General features: G+C 37.0%; 15 protein-coding genes. 9 read left to right on the top strand and 6 right to left on the bottom strand.

What is annotated here, in order from left to right; all coding sequences use genetic code 11:
• Positions 1–94 precede the first annotated feature (94 nt).
• A complete protein-coding gene (locus EZ456_RS22465; protein ID WP_131534040.1) occupies positions 95–730 on the top strand; it encodes a peroxiredoxin in 636 nt (211 codons plus the stop codon).
• A gap of 208 nt (positions 731–938) precedes the next feature.
• Positions 939–1,136 (top strand): cold-shock protein, encoded by a 198-nt coding sequence (locus EZ456_RS22460; protein WP_029276380.1) that lies wholly within the window; start codon positions 939–941, stop codon positions 1,134–1,136.
• A gap of 941 nt (positions 1,137–2,077) precedes the next feature.
• Here the strand turns inward: EZ456_RS22460 and EZ456_RS22455 are convergent.
• From EZ456_RS22455 to EZ456_RS22440, 4 genes are all read right to left on the bottom strand, one after another.
• The gene (locus tag EZ456_RS22455) at positions 2,078–3,265 is read right to left on the bottom strand and encodes a class I SAM-dependent methyltransferase (RefSeq protein ID WP_131534038.1); all 1,188 of its coding nucleotides are present in this window, start codon (positions 3,263–3,265) and stop codon (positions 2,078–2,080) included.
• A 108-nt stretch (positions 3,266–3,373) separates the two neighbouring features.
• Positions 3,374–4,636: an aspartate kinase gene (locus EZ456_RS22450; RefSeq protein WP_131534036.1), complete on the bottom strand. Its 1,263-nt coding sequence runs from the start codon at positions 4,634–4,636 to the stop codon at positions 3,374–3,376.
• A gap of 1 nt (position 4,637) precedes the next feature.
• Complete coding sequence (locus tag EZ456_RS22445) at positions 4,638–5,105, bottom strand: GNAT family N-acetyltransferase (protein WP_131534034.1); 468 nt, start codon at positions 5,103–5,105, stop codon at positions 4,638–4,640.
• Position 5,106: 1 nt separating this feature from the next.
• Positions 5,107–5,808, bottom strand: coding sequence for a YggS family pyridoxal phosphate-dependent enzyme (locus tag EZ456_RS22440; protein ID WP_131534032.1), 702 nt, complete (start codon positions 5,806–5,808; stop codon positions 5,107–5,109).
• A 69-nt stretch (positions 5,809–5,877) separates the two neighbouring features.
• Between EZ456_RS22440 and EZ456_RS22435 the strand changes: the two genes are divergently transcribed.
• The 5 genes from EZ456_RS22435 (at position 5,878) to EZ456_RS22415 (ending at position 11,955) form a co-directional block, all read left to right on the top strand.
• Entirely contained in the window at positions 5,878–6,435 is a 558-nt protein-coding gene (locus tag EZ456_RS22435; RefSeq protein ID WP_131534030.1) for a DUF4296 domain-containing protein, read from the top strand.
• A 1-nt stretch (position 6,436) separates the two neighbouring features.
• A complete protein-coding gene (locus tag EZ456_RS22430) occupies positions 6,437–8,815 on the top strand; it encodes an endonuclease MutS2 (protein WP_131534028.1) in 2,379 nt (792 codons plus the stop codon).
• A gap of 288 nt (positions 8,816–9,103) precedes the next feature.
• Positions 9,104–10,192 (top strand): PQQ-dependent sugar dehydrogenase, encoded by a 1,089-nt coding sequence (locus EZ456_RS22425; RefSeq protein ID WP_131534026.1) that lies wholly within the window; start codon positions 9,104–9,106, stop codon positions 10,190–10,192.
• Between the two features lie 297 nt (positions 10,193–10,489).
• Complete coding sequence (locus tag EZ456_RS22420) at positions 10,490–11,194, top strand: CoA transferase subunit A (RefSeq protein ID WP_131534024.1); 705 nt, start codon at positions 10,490–10,492, stop codon at positions 11,192–11,194.
• Between the two features lie 101 nt (positions 11,195–11,295).
• Positions 11,296–11,955, top strand: coding sequence for a CoA transferase subunit B (locus tag EZ456_RS22415; RefSeq protein ID WP_131534022.1), 660 nt, complete (start codon positions 11,296–11,298; stop codon positions 11,953–11,955).
• A gap of 116 nt (positions 11,956–12,071) precedes the next feature.
• Here the strand turns inward: EZ456_RS22415 and EZ456_RS22410 are convergent, their stop codons facing one another.
• The gene (locus tag EZ456_RS22410; RefSeq protein ID WP_131534093.1) at positions 12,072–12,716 is read right to left on the bottom strand and encodes a uridine kinase family protein; all 645 of its coding nucleotides are present in this window, start codon (positions 12,714–12,716) and stop codon (positions 12,072–12,074) included.
• Positions 12,717–12,718: 2 nt separating this feature from the next.
• Complete coding sequence (locus tag EZ456_RS22405) at positions 12,719–14,239, bottom strand: muramidase family protein (RefSeq protein ID WP_131534020.1); 1,521 nt, start codon at positions 14,237–14,239, stop codon at positions 12,719–12,721.
• A 282-nt stretch (positions 14,240–14,521) separates the two neighbouring features.
• Between EZ456_RS22405 and EZ456_RS22400 the strand changes: the two genes are divergently transcribed.
• Together EZ456_RS22400 and EZ456_RS22395 are read left to right on the top strand one after the other, a co-directional pair.
• Complete coding sequence (locus EZ456_RS22400; RefSeq protein WP_086545755.1) at positions 14,522–15,001, top strand: Dps family protein; 480 nt, start codon at positions 14,522–14,524, stop codon at positions 14,999–15,001.
• A gap of 104 nt (positions 15,002–15,105) precedes the next feature.
• Positions 15,106–16,941 carry a UbiD family decarboxylase gene (locus EZ456_RS22395; protein WP_131534018.1) on the top strand — a complete coding sequence of 612 codons (1,836 nt, stop codon included), beginning with the start codon at positions 15,106–15,108 and terminating at the stop codon, positions 16,939–16,941.
• Positions 16,942–17,038: the final 97 nt, after the last annotated feature.

Raw genomic sequence — 17,038 nt, 5'->3', positions numbered from 1 at the left:
ATTGTAATTCGGAGGTCTTAAATTAATATTAAATCTATGTATTTACTATACTATTGTTTAGATTTGTTTTAGTCAAATTTAAATTAATAATATCATGAGTATAAGATTAGGCGATACCGCACCGAATTTCCAGGCCAACACATCCATTGGCGAAATAGATTTTTACGATTATTTAGGCGATAGCTGGGGAGTGTTATTTTCTCACCCTGCCGATTATACCCCTGTTTGTACAACAGAGCTGGGTAGAACTGCAGCTTTAAAAGGTGAATTTGAAAAACGAAACGTTAAAGTTCTGGCGCTTAGTGTTGATTCTGCCGAGTCGCACAAAGGATGGATTAATGATATTAACGAAACGCAGAATACTTCTGTCGAATTCCCAATTATTGCCGATCCAGATAAAACAGTGGCTAATCTATACGATATGATCCACCCAAATGCATCTGAAACTTTAACCGTTCGCTCGTTGTTCGTAATCAGTCCCGATAAAAAGGTGAAATTAACCATTACTTATCCGGCATCTACTGGAAGAAATTTTAATGAAGTGTTAAGGGTGATTGATTCTTTACAACTTACCGCAAATTATAGTGTTGCTACACCAGCCGATTGGAAAGACGGGGAAGATGTAATTGTAGTAAATAGTATTAAAACGGAAGATATTCCGGCTAAATTTCCGAAAGGACATAAAGTAATTAAGCCATATTTACGTACTACGCCTCAACCAAATAAATAATTCGACGATTTTATTTAGCAACGCAACATTCTTGTTGAATGGCTAGAAATGGCTTGCATTATATTCGTAAATTATTATATTTGGTAGTTTTGTTTCAATATTAACGCTTAAACTGGTTGTTATACTTGTATTAATACGCAATTGGTTGAATGAAATGCTGATCAAAGCGTAAAACGTTTATTTATTTTATACAATTTTTTATTTTTTTATGGCAACCGGAAAAGTTAAGTGGTTTAACACTCAAAAAGGCTTTGGATTTATTGTACAAGAAGACAATAAAGACTTATTTGTACATTTTAAAGATGTTTTAGGTGGAATCGAAAGCTTGAAAGAAAACGACACCGTAGAATTTGAAGTAGCTGAAGGCAGAAAAGGTTTACAAGCAGTAAACGTTAAAAAAGTTTAAGCAATATCTATAACTTATTTCTTCATCCCTACAAAAAGCCTTTCATTTGAGAGGCTTTTTGTATTAAGAATCTTGTCATTCTGAGCGCTTGAATAATTTGAGTAGCTTAGTTAAGCGTGTCGTACCTCTTTTTCTTTGCTAATCACGAAGTAATTGTTTTTTGGAAAGCAGTGACTGTGGTGCTTCGGTTCCGATAGTCCTGCCCTTTGCTTAATCCCGATATAAAGCTCCGTACATTGAAAATATATACTTAAATCGGGATAACGCTGTCGGTCAGGTTTATTTTACCCCAAATATGGTTGTACGATGTAAGCCTGTTAAACCCGATCTTAGCGAGATGCCGATTTTTTCATCGGCAGAAGCGGGAGCGGGACTGCAATAGCCTAAAAGGTCGGTTGTCTATCTAATATTTTTTCTAAAGGAGAGATTCTTCAAGCATTCAGAATGACAGGTTGTATAAGAACGATCGTCATTCCCGTGCAGACCTATCGTGTGGACACATCTATTTAATTCTTTTTCTGCTCCTATGCCGCAGGGCATCAAACTTTTGAGGCATCAAAAGTATGCAAAAATGCTTTGTCAATCCAGCAATGTGGCTTTTCACTGCCCCACGCTAATCAAAAAAACAGCGGCACTTTGTTTTGTGTTTAATATCATTTAAACCTGAAACGCAGTGCTTATAAACACAAAACTACTGCGTTTCAGGCTTGGTAGTGCTATTTGTTCTTTTCTACACCTGTTTTTTTGATTCTTCTGCCACTTGGGATTGACGGGCGTTCTTCGGTAACACTTGTGTCTTATTAAAGCAAGCTAGCAAAACGCCTAGACTATTCTTAAATATTTGTGTCTACACGATAGGCGCAGATGGGAATCTTAAAGCTTTGTATTTGTAGATCTCGATACTTAAATAAAAGATTCTTCGCTTCGCTCAGAATGACAACCTAATAATATTGAATAATCGATGCTTTAATAATGATGTTTTCTCCATTAGCGACTTTGGTGAAAATTAAAAACTGATCTTGATCTGCTTTAATTTTATATTTCTTAACCAAATCTTCAGGCTTTGCCGGATAATTCCGAACAATTACATTTCCTTTTAAATTTCCTTGTTTCTTAAGTGTTGCGGTAGTGAGTACTGCTTCAATTTTAAAAATCCTGCCTGGAAAATCTTTATTTACAATTTCCGAACTAAATAGCTGGGTTTGAGGGTGTAATTTTAATAGGTTGTACGTTAAGCCAATTAAATTAAAAGCACCTGATTTTAGTAAAACAGCATCTGGCTCGTACAAATAATCATCAAGGCTTAAATTGTCTGTAAACTGCACTGAACCATTTGAAGAAGATTTATAGAAGGAAAAATCTTTTTCAATCTCTTTATTTAAGGTTACAGCTATAATTTTTGTATCATCATCGTAACCTTTATCGATTATCCATAAAAGTTCTTTGCATTCATTTTTTACACTTACAATATGGATCTCGCTAACTTGTTTCAATTCTGATAATCCTGCTGAAATATCGAGTAAAGGAGCAGTTTTGACGATTATTCTTGACGATTTTTCTAATAAGGAATTAAGATTGCTTACAATGTCGGGTGTACAGTCTTTCAGCATAAAAACTTTGCCCTTTTCGGCTCGTCGGGCAGGATCTACATAGATGGTGTCGAAATGATTCTCGGTAGACTGAATATAGGCAATCCCGTCTTCAGCTTTAAATTCGATATTTGTTACGTGTAAAGCCTGTGCATTATGTTGGGCTATTTCGGATAGTTCGGTGTTGATTTCGCAATGTGTAACTGCTTTTGCCTTTTGCGAAAAGTAATAACTGTCAATTCCAAAGCCTCCGGTAATATCAATTAATGTATCACCTTTAGCCAGTTTGGATTTGTATTTCGCAGTAATCTCGGAAGAAGTTTGTTCGATGGATAATACAGGGGGATAATAAATGTTTTCAGTATTAAACCAGGTCGGTAATTTCTTTTCCGATTTCTTTTTGGCAGTAATTTGTGTGGCTAGCTCGGCAGCAGTAATACCTTCGAACGGACTTTTTGCTAAAGCAATCTGATTTACGTCTGCATTCAAATTTGTGCTGATATAATCCTGTATGGCTTTGGCTAAAAGTTTGTTGTTCATTTTTTTGGGTAATATCAAGTATTATGTAGCGAGTATTCGGTATCTAGTATTAAGTATCAGGTATCAAGATGGGCACTTGTCTTCTGACTCTGTACTTGTGACTTTTACCTATTTATTCTTCATTACCATTTGGCAGGTATGACGGCTCTTAACTTCTAATAAAATATCTTTATCAACCGTTACACGGTCTATTGTTTGTTGGTTGTAATAACGGATGGTTACCAGTTCCAAACCTTTATTGTATTTTACAGTAAATTCTTCCGACAGATCTTTGATCAGTTTTTCAATTTGAGTGGGATGATCATCAACGCTTACCGAAAAGCTGATGGCAGAGTTGAGCATGGTATTGATTTTGATCCTATGTGTATGGAAAAGTTCGAAAATGTTGCTCAGATTTTCTTCGATAATAAAAGAATAATCTTTAGGGAAAATAGAAATCAATGCCTGGTTAACCTTAAAAATAAAAGAGGGGATAGGCAAGGGGTTATTTTCTTTGGTAATCGCCGTTCCTGAGCCTTCTGGTTGGATAAATGACCTTACAAAAAGGGGAATACCTTTGTTTTGAAGCGGTTTTATTGTTTTTGGGTGTATTACAGTTGCGCCATAATAAGTAAGCTCTATTGCATCATGATAAGATAGCTGGTCAATTTTCTCAGTTTCATCAAACCATTTTGGATCTGCGTTTAAAACACCTGGAACATCCTTCCATATGGTTAAGGCAGCGGCATCTAAACAAGAGGCAAATATGGCTGCAGAATAATCAGAACCCTCACGACCTAATGTTGTCGTATAATTTTCGCTCGTTCCACCAATAAAGCCCTGGGTTACGATAATGTTATCGGTTAAAAGAGGCAATAAGTCTTTTTGGATAATCTGGCTGGTTTTGGCCCAATCTACTCTTCCTTCGCGGTAGGTATTATCAGTTTGGATGTAATTCCTGGCATCGGCCCAAAGGGTTTTATTCCCGGTTTCGTTTAACCAGGCCGCAACAATTTTTGTTGAAACTACTTCCCCGATAGATACAATCTGATCATAAATATAATCGGGATTGTTATCAGGCTCATCTTCAATTAACCAGTCAATTTCAACAAATGTGTTAGCTACATCATCATAAACCGGATTGGATTTGCCTTGAAACAGCTCATCTATAATGTTGAAATGGAAATGTTTAACCTCATCAAAAATTGCATGTGCTTCATCACTTTGTGATAAAAATGCCTGGGTTAACTTTTCCAATTTATCAGTGATCTTACCCATTGCAGAAATTACAATCAGTAAGTTTCCTTTTTTGTAATCGCGCACAATATTGGCCAGATTTTTCACTCCATCTGCATCTTTTACCGAGGCACCACCAAACTTAAAAATATCCATATTAAAATGCCTTGATTTGTTCTTTAGAGAAAGCCGCATTTAACCAGCCACTTTCTAAAGTTGCTTTATATTTATTGTAAAAATTGATTGCGGGCTCGTTCCAATCTAACACTTGCCAAACCATGCCGCTATAATTACCGTTTTTAGCCTCTTCTATCACTTTTTCGAATAATACTTTGCCCAGACCTTTTCCTCTAAATTCTTCTGTTACGATAAAATCTTCAAGGTATAACCTGCATCCTTTCCATGTAGAGTAGCGTGTATAGTATAATGCAAAGCCCACAACAGTATCATTTACTTCGGCTACATAAGCTTTCCATACTGGGTTTTTTCCAAAACCAGCATCGATAAAGTGATCTAAACTAACAGTTACTTCTTCTGGGGCACGCTCATAAACGGCGAGCTCATTAATTAACTCCAATATTCTTGGACAGTCTTCAGCGGTTGCAAACCTGATGTTAAAATCCATATTAATTGGTTGTAATATCGTTTTTGAAATGTTTAATTACCCTTTTGCCAAAAATACTGCTACCAATGCGTACCATCGTACTTCCTTCTTCTATTGCGATTTTATAATCTGCGCTCATTCCAGTCGATATTTCCTTAAAAGCATCATCTTTGCGGAAAAAGCTTACTTTAATACCTTCAAAAAATACTTTTAGCTCGTGAAACTCGGTTGTAATCTGCTTTTCGTTTTTGGTATTGGTGGCAATCCCCATTAAACCTACAATGCGGATATTTTTCAATTCGGCTAACGCTTCGGCACGCAATAATTCGATTACTTCATCAAAACCAAGTCCGAATTTAGTGTCTTCATCAGCAATGTAAACCTGTAATAAACAATCTATTAGGCGTTTGTTTTTGGCGGCCTGTTTGTTAATTTCCTGTAGCAATTTTAAACTATCTACCCCATGAATAAGTTTAACAAAAGGTGCAATGTATTTTACCTTATTGCTTTGTAAATGGCCAATGAGGTGCCATTCGATATCATTAGGAAGTTGCGCCTGTTTATCCACCATTTCTTGTACATGGTTTTCTCCAAAAATGCGCTGTCCGGCGTTGTAGGCTTCTAAAATTGATTCTACTGATTGTGTTTTTGAAACTGCGATTAGTTTAACCCCGTCTGATCCAACTTCGCTTTTATATTGTTTAAGATTATCAGCTATGCTCATTTATAACTATTTTTGGTAAAATTAATAACCTTGCCGCAATTTGGGCAAAAAATAATATTTAAATTAAGCATGAAGAGATTAATATGGGTTTTAATGACAGCTATATTATGGTTTGGTTGCAAACCGGGTGTACCTAGCGACATTATCAAACCTGATAAAATGGAGAAGATTTTATACGATATGCACATTGTTGATGGCTACATTTCTAGCATTTATGTAGTAGATTCTGCAAAGAAGGTGGCAGCAGCTTATTATAAAGGGATTTATAAAAAATTTGGTACTGATTCTGCCGAATATAACAAGAGTTTAATCTGGTATAATACCAATCCTGCAGCATTAGAAGCGATGTATAAAAACATACAGAAATCTTTAGCCAAGCAAAAAAAAGGAACAGAATTAGCTGACTTAATGATCAAGAAAAAGAAATTTAAAGCCGACTCATTGGTGATAGCAAAGAAATTTAAGGCCGATTCTCTTGCGATCAGAAAAAAAATGAAACCAGATTCTTTATCAAAGGTTAAAGCAGTTGCTCAAATTGCAAAAAAGAAAAAGCAGGCTGATTCACTCATTAATATAAAAAAAGCTGGAGTGGTGAGTGCCGTTCCCACTCCAGCCGTAGTACAATAATATGTTATATCCCGAAAATTGTTTAGAACGTTTAGGTTTTGTAGAGATCAGGCAACTGATTAGCAAACATTGTTTAAGCCCTATGGGGCAAACAATGGTAGAAAAGATGCAGGTGATGAACCGTTTTGATCAGATTGATAAATTTTTACGCCAAACAAACGAGTTTAAGAGCATCCTGCAAAATCAGGAACCACTACAGATTAATACCTTTTTTGATATTAAATCGCTGGTTGAAAAGATCAGGGTAGAAGGTACTTACCTGTTAGAGGATGAGTGGTTTCAGGTATATACTTCATTACATACTGTTTTCTCGGTACTCCGTTTTTTCGAAGAACGTGCAGAAGTATACCCCACACTAGAAGCTTTATTTGAGCATCTGCCGATCGAAAAAACGATCATTCGTAAGATAGAAACCGTTATAGATGCCAAAGGAAAGATTAAGCCCAATGCATCAAAAGAATTACAGGAGATCACCTCTGCGATTTCGAAAGCAGAGCAAGATGTGCGTAAGCGCATGGATTCGATCTATAAGCAGGCTATTGCTAATAATTGGGTTGCTGATGGTAGTTTAACCATTCGTGATGGTAGGATGTGTATCCCGGTTTTGGCCGAGAATAAACGTAAATTAAAAGGCTTTGTACATGATGAATCGGCAACAGGGCAAACGGTTTATATTGAGCCTGAAGAAGTTTTTACATTAAATAATAAGCTGCGCGATTTAGAATTTGATAAACGCCGTGAAATTATTAAGATTTTAATCACCTTAACGGATGATTTGCGTCCGTATTCACCATTATTGCTTTCTTACCATGGTTTCCTTACCAAGCTGGATTTTGTTCGTGCAAAGGCTTTATTTGCCATGGATATTGAAGCTGAAATGCCAGGGTTATTAAAGGAGCCGAAAACCAAGCTGATTAATGCAAGGCATCCTTTGTTATCGATCTCATTTGCCGCTGAAAAGAAAACCGTTACGCCCTTAAATATTCACATTGATGCCGAAACCCGGGTGGTGTTGGTATCCGGACCAAATGCGGGCGGTAAATCGGTTTGTATGAAAACTGTTGGCCTTTTGCAGATTATGTTGCAGACAGGTTTGCTAATTCCGGTCGACGCCAATAGCGAAGTGGGGATTTTTGAAAACATTTTTGCCGATATCGGCGATGATCAATCCATAGAAAGTGATTTGAGTACCTATAGCGCACACCTGAAAAAGATGCGCTATTTTGTAGAGCACGCATCTCCAAAAACGATGGTGCTGATTGATGAATTTGGTACCGGAACCGATCCGCAGTTTGGCGGACCAATGGCTGAGGCTGTTTTAGAGGTGTTGAACAATAAAAAGGTTAGAGGAGTAATTACCACGCACTATTCTAATTTAAAGCTATTTGCTGGCAATACCCCGGGTTTGGAAAATGCATCAATGCTTTTTGATAATGCCAAAATGAAACCGCTTTACATTTTGGAAATGGGTAAGCCTGGTAGCTCATACGCCTTCGAAATTGCACAGAATATTGGTTTACCCAAAGAGGTTATTCAGTTAGCCAGAGAAAAAACTGGTTCTAACCAGAATAGGGTAGATACGATGCTTGTTGATTTGGAACGGGAGAAGAAAAACGTTTACGATGCCAAAGTAAGCTTAGCTAACCAACAGAACAAAGCCAAAAACCTGGTTGCTGAAAACGAAAAGTTAAAGACCTTTTTAGAAGAGAACAAGAAGGTGCTGATTAAAGAGGCTAAGTTAGAGGCACAGAATATTATTAAAAATGCCAATAAACTGGTTGAGAATACCATTGCCGAGATTAAAGAAACACAGGCCGATAAAGAAGTAACTAAAGAACTTCGTCAGAATTTACAAAGGGAGCTAGTTAAAAATACCATACCAAAAGAACGACCAAAGCCGATAGAAGTGGTAATTGGAGGAGAAATTGAAATTGGTGATTTAGTTAAATTTACAGATAGTGAAACCATTGGCCAGGTTTTAGAGATGAACCGAAATGAGTTGATTTTGGCCATTGGCGATTTACGATCAACAGTTAAAAAGAACCGCGTTCAAAAAGTAAGTAATAAAGAAGCTAAAAAAGTAATCCAAAGCAGTGCAAATTCTTTCGCCGGGCGCATGAATGATGCAGTTTCAGGCTTTAGGGCAGAACTGGATCTCCGAGGCAAACGTACTGAAGATGCCTTGTTTGAAGTGGAAAAATACCTGGATAAAGCCATTATGCTAGGTTTCCCATCTATTAAACTGATTCATGGCAAAGGTGATGGGATTCTGAGGAAAATGATCAGAGAGTACCTGCGTAAATATAGCCAGGTGAATAGGATGGAGGATGAACATGCGGATAGAGGTGGAGATGGGATTACGTATGTGTATTTGAATTGATCTGTGAGATACGAGATGTGAGACATGAGATTTGAGTTCCCCAAGCGCGTCATCTCGATCCGATAGCTATCGGATCGAGCGCAAGCGCAAAAGTTCTATCCGATCATCGTCATCTCGACCGTAGTGGAGAGATCTATATCTTTTAATTGTGTGTCAGGTGTTGCCATCTGACACACACTAATTTAAAAGATTTCTCGGCTTCGTTGCACTACGCTCGAAATGACGCCCCATCCCAATAAAAATAAAACTTTGTAACTGTAATGTTGTTATTTCTAAAATGTTACGGTTATGAGGACAATACTACTCTGCTTATTTGTAATGCTATTCGTTACAAATTGCAAAAAGAATGGTGATGATAATGACGATCCAGGTACTTTACCTGATGTAGAATTAAAATCAAAAGTAGTTGCAGCAGGATTAAGCCTGCCATGGGAAATAGTATATGGTCCTGATAATTTTATCTGGTTCACCGAAAAAGCAGGTAAAATTAGTCGTTTAAATCCTACCACCGGACAAATAATACCCTTACTTACTATAGCAGATGTACGAACAAATGGTGAAGGTGGCTTGCTCGGCATGACGCTGCATCCCGATTTTGCCAGCAATCCTTACGTTTATGTAGTTTATGGCTATGGAAGTAGCTATAAAGCCAAAGTTGTACGTTATACCTACGGTGGAGGAAATTTAACCAGTCCGCAGGTTTTGTTAGATCAAATTCCTGCTGCTTCAATTCATAATGGTTCACGTTTGCTGATCAGTGGTGGTAAACTTTTTATCAGTACTGGCGATGCAGCTGATACTGGCAACCCTCAAAATGTTAATTCTTTAGCTGGTAAAATATTAAGGATAAATTTAGATGGCTCTATCCCTGCCGATAATCCTTATCCAAATAACCCAGTTTGGTCTTTAGGACATCGAAATGCACAAGGATTGATTTTGGTAGGTAATAAAATTTTTTCTTCAGAACATGGTCCAGATTCTGATGATGAGATTAATGTAATCGAAAAGGGGAGAAACTACGGATGGCCAAATATTAAAGGTTTTTGTAATGAAAGTGGAGAGCAGTCGTTTTGCAGTTCGAACAATGTGGCAGAGCCGCTAATTAATTGGACACCAACTATTGCACCTAGCGGTTTAGCCTATTACAATTCGGATTATATTCCGCAGTTTAAGAATTCTTTGTTGCTGGCTGTGTTAAAAGGAACTAAATTAATGCAGCTTAAATTAGATGATGCGCAAACCAAAATTACAGGAACGAAAGACTTTTATGTAAACACTTATGGTAGAATAAGGGCCGTTTGCCAATCACCCGAAGGGAAAATTTATATCTGTACCAGTAACGGAAATGATGATAAGATTGTAGAAATTGCGAAGTAGGCTTATTTCTTTTTATTCCCTGGACACTTTTTACAACGTTTGCCTTTTTTAAATTTCTCGCAACACTTTTTATGCTCAGCGGTACAACTGAAAATAAAACCCATTCCTTTTTGAAATTCAGGATCTGTGGGTAATATGAATAGACTTTCTTCTCTCTCGTAAATCATTGCAGCACAAAGGTAACAGTTATTTAGATTAATTCCAATTAATTAATATTCCAGATAGATTTAAAAATTATAATTGCTGCAATTTTAAAGGCAATTTGTAATTTAGCGAACTAACCAAAAAATTCATAAGATGATAAATAAAGTGGTATCTGGAGCTGAAGAAGCGATCACAGATATATCAGATGGCGCAACCATCATGCTTGGTGGTTTCGGGCTTTGCGGTATTCCGGAAAATTGCATAAACGCTTTGGTAACCAAGCAGGTGAAAAATTTAACCTGCATTTCGAATAATGCTGGTGTTGATGATTTTGGTATTGGCTTAATGCTGAAACAACGCCAGGTTAAAAAAATGATTTCTTCGTATGTAGGTGAAAATGCAGAATTTGAAAGACAATTGCTGAGTGGCGAACTTGAGGTAGACCTTATTCCACAGGGTACTTTAGCTACACGTTGCCTTGCAGCCGGATATGGTATGCCAGCAATTTTTACGCCTGCAGGTGTGGGTACTGAAGTGGCAGAAGGGAAAGAAGTCCGCAATTTTGATGGCAAGGATTATTTAATGGAATATGCATTTGATGCCGATTTTGCTATAGTTAAAGCTTGGAAAGGAGATACCGCAGGGAATTTAATCTTCAGATCAACAAGCAGGAATTTTAATCCAGTGATGGCTATGGCGGGTAAAATAACCATTGCCGAGGTAGAAGAGTTGGTAGAAGCTGGTGAATTAGATCCAGACTATATCCATACTCCTGGTATTTATGTTCATCGGATTTTTCAAGGGAAAGATTATGAGAAAAGAATCGAACAGCGAACGGTGAGAAAGTCCGAAGTCTGAAGTCCGAAGTCGAATAGCAAATCCGATCATTCACTCATTCGAAACTCAGTCATTCAATATTCACTCATTCGAAATTCTTTCAATCAATCATTAAAAAAAATATGTTTTCAAAAGAAGAAATCGCACAGCGTATTGCTAAAGAAATAAAAGACGGATACTATGTTAACCTGGGTATAGGTATACCTACTTTGGTTGCTAATTATATTCCAAAGGGAATTAATGTCGTGTTACAGTCTGAAAACGGCTTATTAGGCATGGGGCCATTTCCTTTCGAAGGGGAGGAAGATGCCGATTTAATTAACGCAGGGAAACAAACCATTACCACTTTGCCAGGCTCATCTATTTTTGATTCGGCTATGAGTTTTGGGATGATCCGTGCACAAAAGGTAGATTTAACCATTCTGGGGGCCATGGAGGTGTCAGAAAATGGAGATATTGCCAACTGGAAAATCCCAGGAAAAATGGTAAAAGGAATGGGCGGAGCGATGGATTTAGTGGCATCAGCCAAAAATATTATTGTGGCGATGCAGCACATTAATAAAGCTGGAGAAAGTAAATTGTTGCCAAAATGTACTTTGCCTTTAACGGGGGTAAAATGCATTAAAAAAATTGTAACTGAACTGGCGGTTTTGGATATTCTGCCTGAGGGTGGTTTTAAACTTTTGGAACGTGCACCGGGCGTAAGTATCGAATTTATACAACAATCTACGGCTGGAAGACTGGTAGTAGAAGGAGAGATTCCTGAAATGAAGTTGGATTAATATTAAATTTGGTTTGTGAGGGCACAAACCCGGATGGTTAAGGCTTCGACTCCGCTCAGCCTGACAAAACGTATTATCAAAAAAGAAGTCAAGCTTTTAAAGCTTGACTTCTTTGATTAATGTATATCTACTAAAATACTATTTCTTAAATCATTCGAAATATCTTCTGTTATACCGATAATTTCTTCAGGATCGTTGGTGTTATTCATTATCACCTTATTGCATTGTTCGCGATAAGGCAATAAATATTCTTTATAGGCAGGAACAACGTGGTTGTGCCATTTATATAACACATCTTCTTCGGGGTAACCACGTTCTAAACCATCACGTTTTATACGGCGATCTAAAGCTACCTGTTCATCTGCATCAACAAAAATAGCATGATCCAATAGTGCGGCAATTTCTTTAAAGTGGAGGATAAAAAGACCTTCTACAATAATGATTGGTGCCGATTTAATTTCTAAAATTTTAACAACGGCTAATGGATTATTGAAGTTGTATTCTTTTTTGTAAACCACCTCACCACTCATTAACTGCTTAATGTCCCTTAAAAACTGCTCGCTATCAATAGTTGATGGCAGGTCGAAATTGTATAATTTATTTTCTTCCTGAGTCATTTCGCCCGCAGGGATATAATAATCATCTTGCGATACAAGTGTTACTTCATCCTGTTTAAAATGATGAAGAAAGCAGTTTAAGAAAAATGTTTTACCTGATCCGCTACCACCGGCAATACCAATTATAAATGGCTTTTTGTTCAAACTCATTGAGCACTATATGTTAAATTGCAGAAAAAACGTTTGTCTAAAGCGCCCAATGAATCGGCTACGGCTTTAGTCATTACAATTATAACATCTTTTGTGGATTCGTTCTCTGTAAATTTACCAACAACTTTGGCAAAGGTAGTGCGGTTGGTCATTGGATTGGTAATCTTAATTACCCTGCCTACAGGTGCCGTACGGTGTAAAACCAACATTTTTGTCCCATCTAGATCCTGGTCTGCAATCCAAACTGCAGTTCCTTTTTCTTCGATCTGACTTAAACCATAAACGCTCGGATCGCGGCGAAGTTTAGGGTCTTTAACCATAGTACTGTCTGGTTCATTTTCCTGTTCTTCTTTCGATAAATCATTTACCGATTTAGGTTGTGGTGGTTTAGGAATAATCAGTTTCTGATCAACTTTAATCGCATTATCCTCAAGCTTGTTTGCTGTTCTGATCTGATAAGCGGTTAAATTATATTTTTTTGCAATGGTAAAAATGTTTTCTCCGGTAGCTACCGTATGGATAAAGCTTTCCTCTTTTACAACTGGTGTTTCTTTAACTTTTGCCTCAGCTTGTTTTTCTTTTGGCACCTGAACATCGGCAATAATCCCTCCTGGTACTTTTAAAACCTGACCAATGGTAATGGCATTATCAGGTAAATCGTTCAGTTTTCTAATCTGGTAAGCAGTAATCCCATATTGCTTGGCAATGGTGAAAATGGTTTCGTTTCTTAAAACGGTATGCTTACCTGCTGCATCTATAGATTTATTCTCCTGAACGGATTTTTCTTCAACAGCAGCTACCACTTTATTTTCATCAATGTTTTTTGTTGCCGGAATTTTAAGTTTCTGGCCAATGCGTAAGTTGTTTCCAGAAAGGTTGTTTGCTTTTCTTACTTCTTCAACGGTGGTGCCATATTTCTCTGCAATTTTTCCTAAAAACTCTTTAGGCTGAACTGTATGTTCGATCATGGTCTGATCTGCCGATTGGGTATTAGCCGCTACTGTTTCTGTATTGTTTTTTGCTGGCGGTGTTACTGGTGTTGATGCACTAGTTAGTTCAGTGTTTTTTGCAGGAATTTTTAAAACCTGGCCAATACTTAAATTATTTCCGCTCAGGTTGTTTAAAGCTTTAATCTCACTTATAGTTGTACCATATTTTTCGGCCAACATGTTTAAGTTTTCTTTTGGCTTTATGGTATGTTCTATAACATTTGAGGCTGATGCGCTTTGTGTCGTATTTGACGAAGGACCCGTAGCCATAAAGGGAATGTTAGTAGGTACCTTGATAATTACTCCAACCTGAAGGTATTTGTTATCATTAAAGCTCATAATATCTTTAGGCGAAACATTATATCTTCTTCCTATTGAATAATAGGTGTCTTTTGCTACGGTTTGGTGAACGATCAGTTTTTTGCCTTTATTGTTTTCTACACCGATAGAGTCTCTCGCTGTATTGGCTTTGGCATTTGCAATATTTAAGGCAAATAACACTACAGCAGATAAATATATTTTATGCATTTATTTTTATGTAAATTTCTTAGTCAAAGGGAGCAATTATACGAATAATATTATTAACCATCTTAAGTTCTGTTGTTCGTTTTTAAGTAAAAATGAGATGAATTAACTTCGTGATAAAGATATGCTATTCATTAACAAATGTTTATAAATTGTTGTTTTGTACAACATTGAATATTAAACGATCTAATAAATAAGGTATTGTTCAAAAGCGATATTTGAGCAAAACTTTTATAAATTTGAGTTGTTACGTAGACATTAAAAACATAAATAAATAATAAAAAAATGGACGCTAAAGAAATAAGCTTAAACGAGAAAGAAGTTAAACCAGTTGTAGATCTGTTAAACGATTATTTGGCTAATTACCATATTCATTATCAAAAATTAAGAGGTTGCCATTGGAACATTAAAGGGCAAAACTTTTTTACCCTACATGTTAAGTTTGAAGAGTTATATACCAATGCACAGTTAACTATTGATGAGATAGCCGAACGTGTATTAACTTTGGGTAAAGCGCCACATAGCCGTTTTGCCGATTATATTAAAGAGTCTAAAATTAAAGAGATTGATACCATTGGTTTAAAAGACCTCGATATGGTTGATGCCATTTTAGATGATATGGCCTCATTAATTGAGTTAGAAAGAGAACTTTTAGAAGCTACAGATGCCGCCGGAGACGATGGCTCTAACGACATGGTTAACCGTTTTATGCAGTTTAAAGAGAAAAATACCTGGATGTTACGCTCTTTTGCAGGAAAAAAATAACATATAAGTTTAGGTTAAAAGCCTCGTGTAAGTAGCTTTATTGTAAAATCTGCTTATATGAGGCTTTTTTGTTTCTGGGAAAATCTAATTATTTATCTTTGGGCATGGCATACAAAAGTTTAGCAGAATGTGTATCCGATCTTGAAAAGCACGGTCATTTAATCAGAATAAAAGAAGAAGTAGATCCCTATTTAGAAATGGCAGCCATCCATTTAAGGGTTTATGAAAATAAAGGACCAGCTATATTGTTTGAAAAAGTTAAAGGAAGTCCATTTCCTGCTGTTTCAAACTTGTTTGGAACTTTAGAACGATCAAAGTTTATTTTTAGAGATACCTTGCCAAAAGTACAACAACTGGTATCGTTACGGAATGATCCTATAAAAGCATTAAAAAATCCGTTTAAATATGCTGGCTCGGCAATGTCGGCATTATCGGCTTTGCCACTTAAAACCCCATCTGCAAAAAGCAAATTCTTAAAAACAAGTATCAGTCAGTTACCACAGATTGTAAACTGGCCAATGGACGGTGGTCCTTTTGTAACCATGCCGCAGGTTTATACCGAAGATGTTGAAAAACCGGGTGTTTTAAATGCAAATCTGGGTATGTATCGCATCCAATTAGGTGGGAACGATTACATTCAGGATCAGGAGATCGGATTACACTATCAGATTCATAGAGGGATTGGGGTGCACCAATCGAAAGCTAATGCACTTGGCCAACCCTTAAAAGTGAGCATTTTTGTTGGCGGACCTCCGTCACATCCTTTAGCTGCTGTAATGCCATTACCAGAGGGCTTATCGGAAATGACTTTTGCTGGCGCTTTAGGAGATAGAAGATTTCGTTATTTCTATGATGATGAGGGATTTTGCATCTCAGCAGATGCCGAATTTATTATTACCGGAACGGTTTATCCAAACGAAAATAAACCAGAAGGGCCATTTGGCGATCACCTGGGTTATTACAGTTTAACACATCCTTTTCCTTTGATGAAGGTACACAATGTATATCATAAAAAGGATGCTATCTGGTCGTTTACGGTTGTTGGCCGTCCACCACAGGAGGATACCAGTTTTGGGGCTTTGATCCATGAAATTACAGGTTCGGCAATACCACAGGAAATACATGGTTTAAAAGAAGTTCATGCGGTTGATGCTGCTGGCGTTCACCCTTTGCTTTTTGCTATCGGTAGCGAGCGTTATACACCTTATTTAAAAGTGCGGAGACCTCAGGAAATTTTAACCATAGCCAATCATATACTAGGAAAAAACCAATTGAGTTTAGCTAAATATCTGTTTATCGCAGCCAAAGAAGATGACCAGCATTTAAGTACGCATCATATTGAAGCATTTCTAACTCATATTTTAGAACGGATCGATTTAACGAGGGATATTCATTTTTATACCAATACTACAATTGATACACTTGATTATAGTGGCGATGGATTAAACAGCGGATCGAAGGTTGTAATTGCAGCAGCAGGGGATAAACAGCGTGAACTGTGGAATGAAATTCCGGCGGGTTTGAAACTGAGTGATGGATTTTATCAACCGAAAATAGCCATTCCAGGGGTTTTGGTTTTAGAAAGCAACAAATATTTAAACCCCGAGAAAACAGCCGCTGAAATTGCCTTATTGAATATGGCTTTAATGAATCAGGATTTATCGGGCTTACCTTTAATTATATTGGCAGATGATGCAGCGTTTACCGCTGCAACCATTGATAATCTGGTATGGGTGGCTTTTACCAGAAGCAACCCGGCGGCTGATATATATGGTATTAACGACTTTACCATCAATAAACATTGGGGCTGTAAAGGTTCATTAATTATTGATGCAAGGAAAAAGCCCCACCACGCACCTGAATTGATTAAAGATGAAGCGGTTGAAAAAAAACTGGATGTTTTGGCTCAAAAGGGTGGAAGTCTACATGGAATAATTTAATAGGAGAACTTTCCTCTTTTTTAATATTAATTTGTTAATAAACGAAAAAGGCTTCAGTTGATTTACTGAAGCCTTTTGTAATATATGCTAATGTTTA

Source organism: Pedobacter psychrodurus (assembly GCF_004331735.1).
GTDB lineage: Bacteria > Bacteroidota > Bacteroidia > Sphingobacteriales > Sphingobacteriaceae > Pedobacter > Pedobacter psychrodurus.
Note: the sequence above shows the minus strand (reverse complement) of the source record. Positions and strands in the feature narration are given on the sequence as shown.

What these genes read in the sequence shown, in the direction of transcription:
- EZ456_RS22465 (WP_131534040.1), top strand. Translation starts at nt 95, where the DNA reads ATGAGTATAAGATTAGGCGATACCGCACCGAATTTCCAGGCCAACACA.
- EZ456_RS22460 (WP_029276380.1), top strand. Translation starts at nt 939, where the DNA reads ATGGCAACCGGAAAAGTTAAGTGGTTTAACACTCAAAAAGGCTTTGGA.
- EZ456_RS22455 (WP_131534038.1), bottom strand. Translation starts at nt 3,265, where the DNA reads ATGAACAACAAACTTTTAGCCAAAGCCATACAGGATTATATCAGCACA.
- EZ456_RS22450 (WP_131534036.1), bottom strand. Translation starts at nt 4,636, where the DNA reads ATGGATATTTTTAAGTTTGGTGGTGCCTCGGTAAAAGATGCAGATGGA.
- EZ456_RS22445 (WP_131534034.1), bottom strand. Translation starts at nt 5,105, where the DNA reads ATGGATTTTAACATCAGGTTTGCAACCGCTGAAGACTGTCCAAGAATA.
- EZ456_RS22440 (WP_131534032.1), bottom strand. Translation starts at nt 5,808, where the DNA reads ATGAGCATAGCTGATAATCTTAAACAATATAAAAGCGAAGTTGGATCA.
- EZ456_RS22435 (WP_131534030.1), top strand. Translation starts at nt 5,878, where the DNA reads ATGAAGAGATTAATATGGGTTTTAATGACAGCTATATTATGGTTTGGT.
- EZ456_RS22430 (WP_131534028.1), top strand. Translation starts at nt 6,437, where the DNA reads ATGTTATATCCCGAAAATTGTTTAGAACGTTTAGGTTTTGTAGAGATC.
- EZ456_RS22425 (WP_131534026.1), top strand. Translation starts at nt 9,104, where the DNA reads ATGAGGACAATACTACTCTGCTTATTTGTAATGCTATTCGTTACAAAT.
- EZ456_RS22420 (WP_131534024.1), top strand. Translation starts at nt 10,490, where the DNA reads ATGATAAATAAAGTGGTATCTGGAGCTGAAGAAGCGATCACAGATATA.
- EZ456_RS22415 (WP_131534022.1), top strand. Translation starts at nt 11,296, where the DNA reads ATGTTTTCAAAAGAAGAAATCGCACAGCGTATTGCTAAAGAAATAAAA.
- EZ456_RS22405 (WP_131534020.1), bottom strand. Translation starts at nt 14,239, where the DNA reads ATGCATAAAATATATTTATCTGCTGTAGTGTTATTTGCCTTAAATATT.
- EZ456_RS22400 (WP_086545755.1), top strand. Translation starts at nt 14,522, where the DNA reads ATGGACGCTAAAGAAATAAGCTTAAACGAGAAAGAAGTTAAACCAGTT.
- EZ456_RS22395 (WP_131534018.1), top strand. Translation starts at nt 15,106, where the DNA reads ATGGCATACAAAAGTTTAGCAGAATGTGTATCCGATCTTGAAAAGCAC.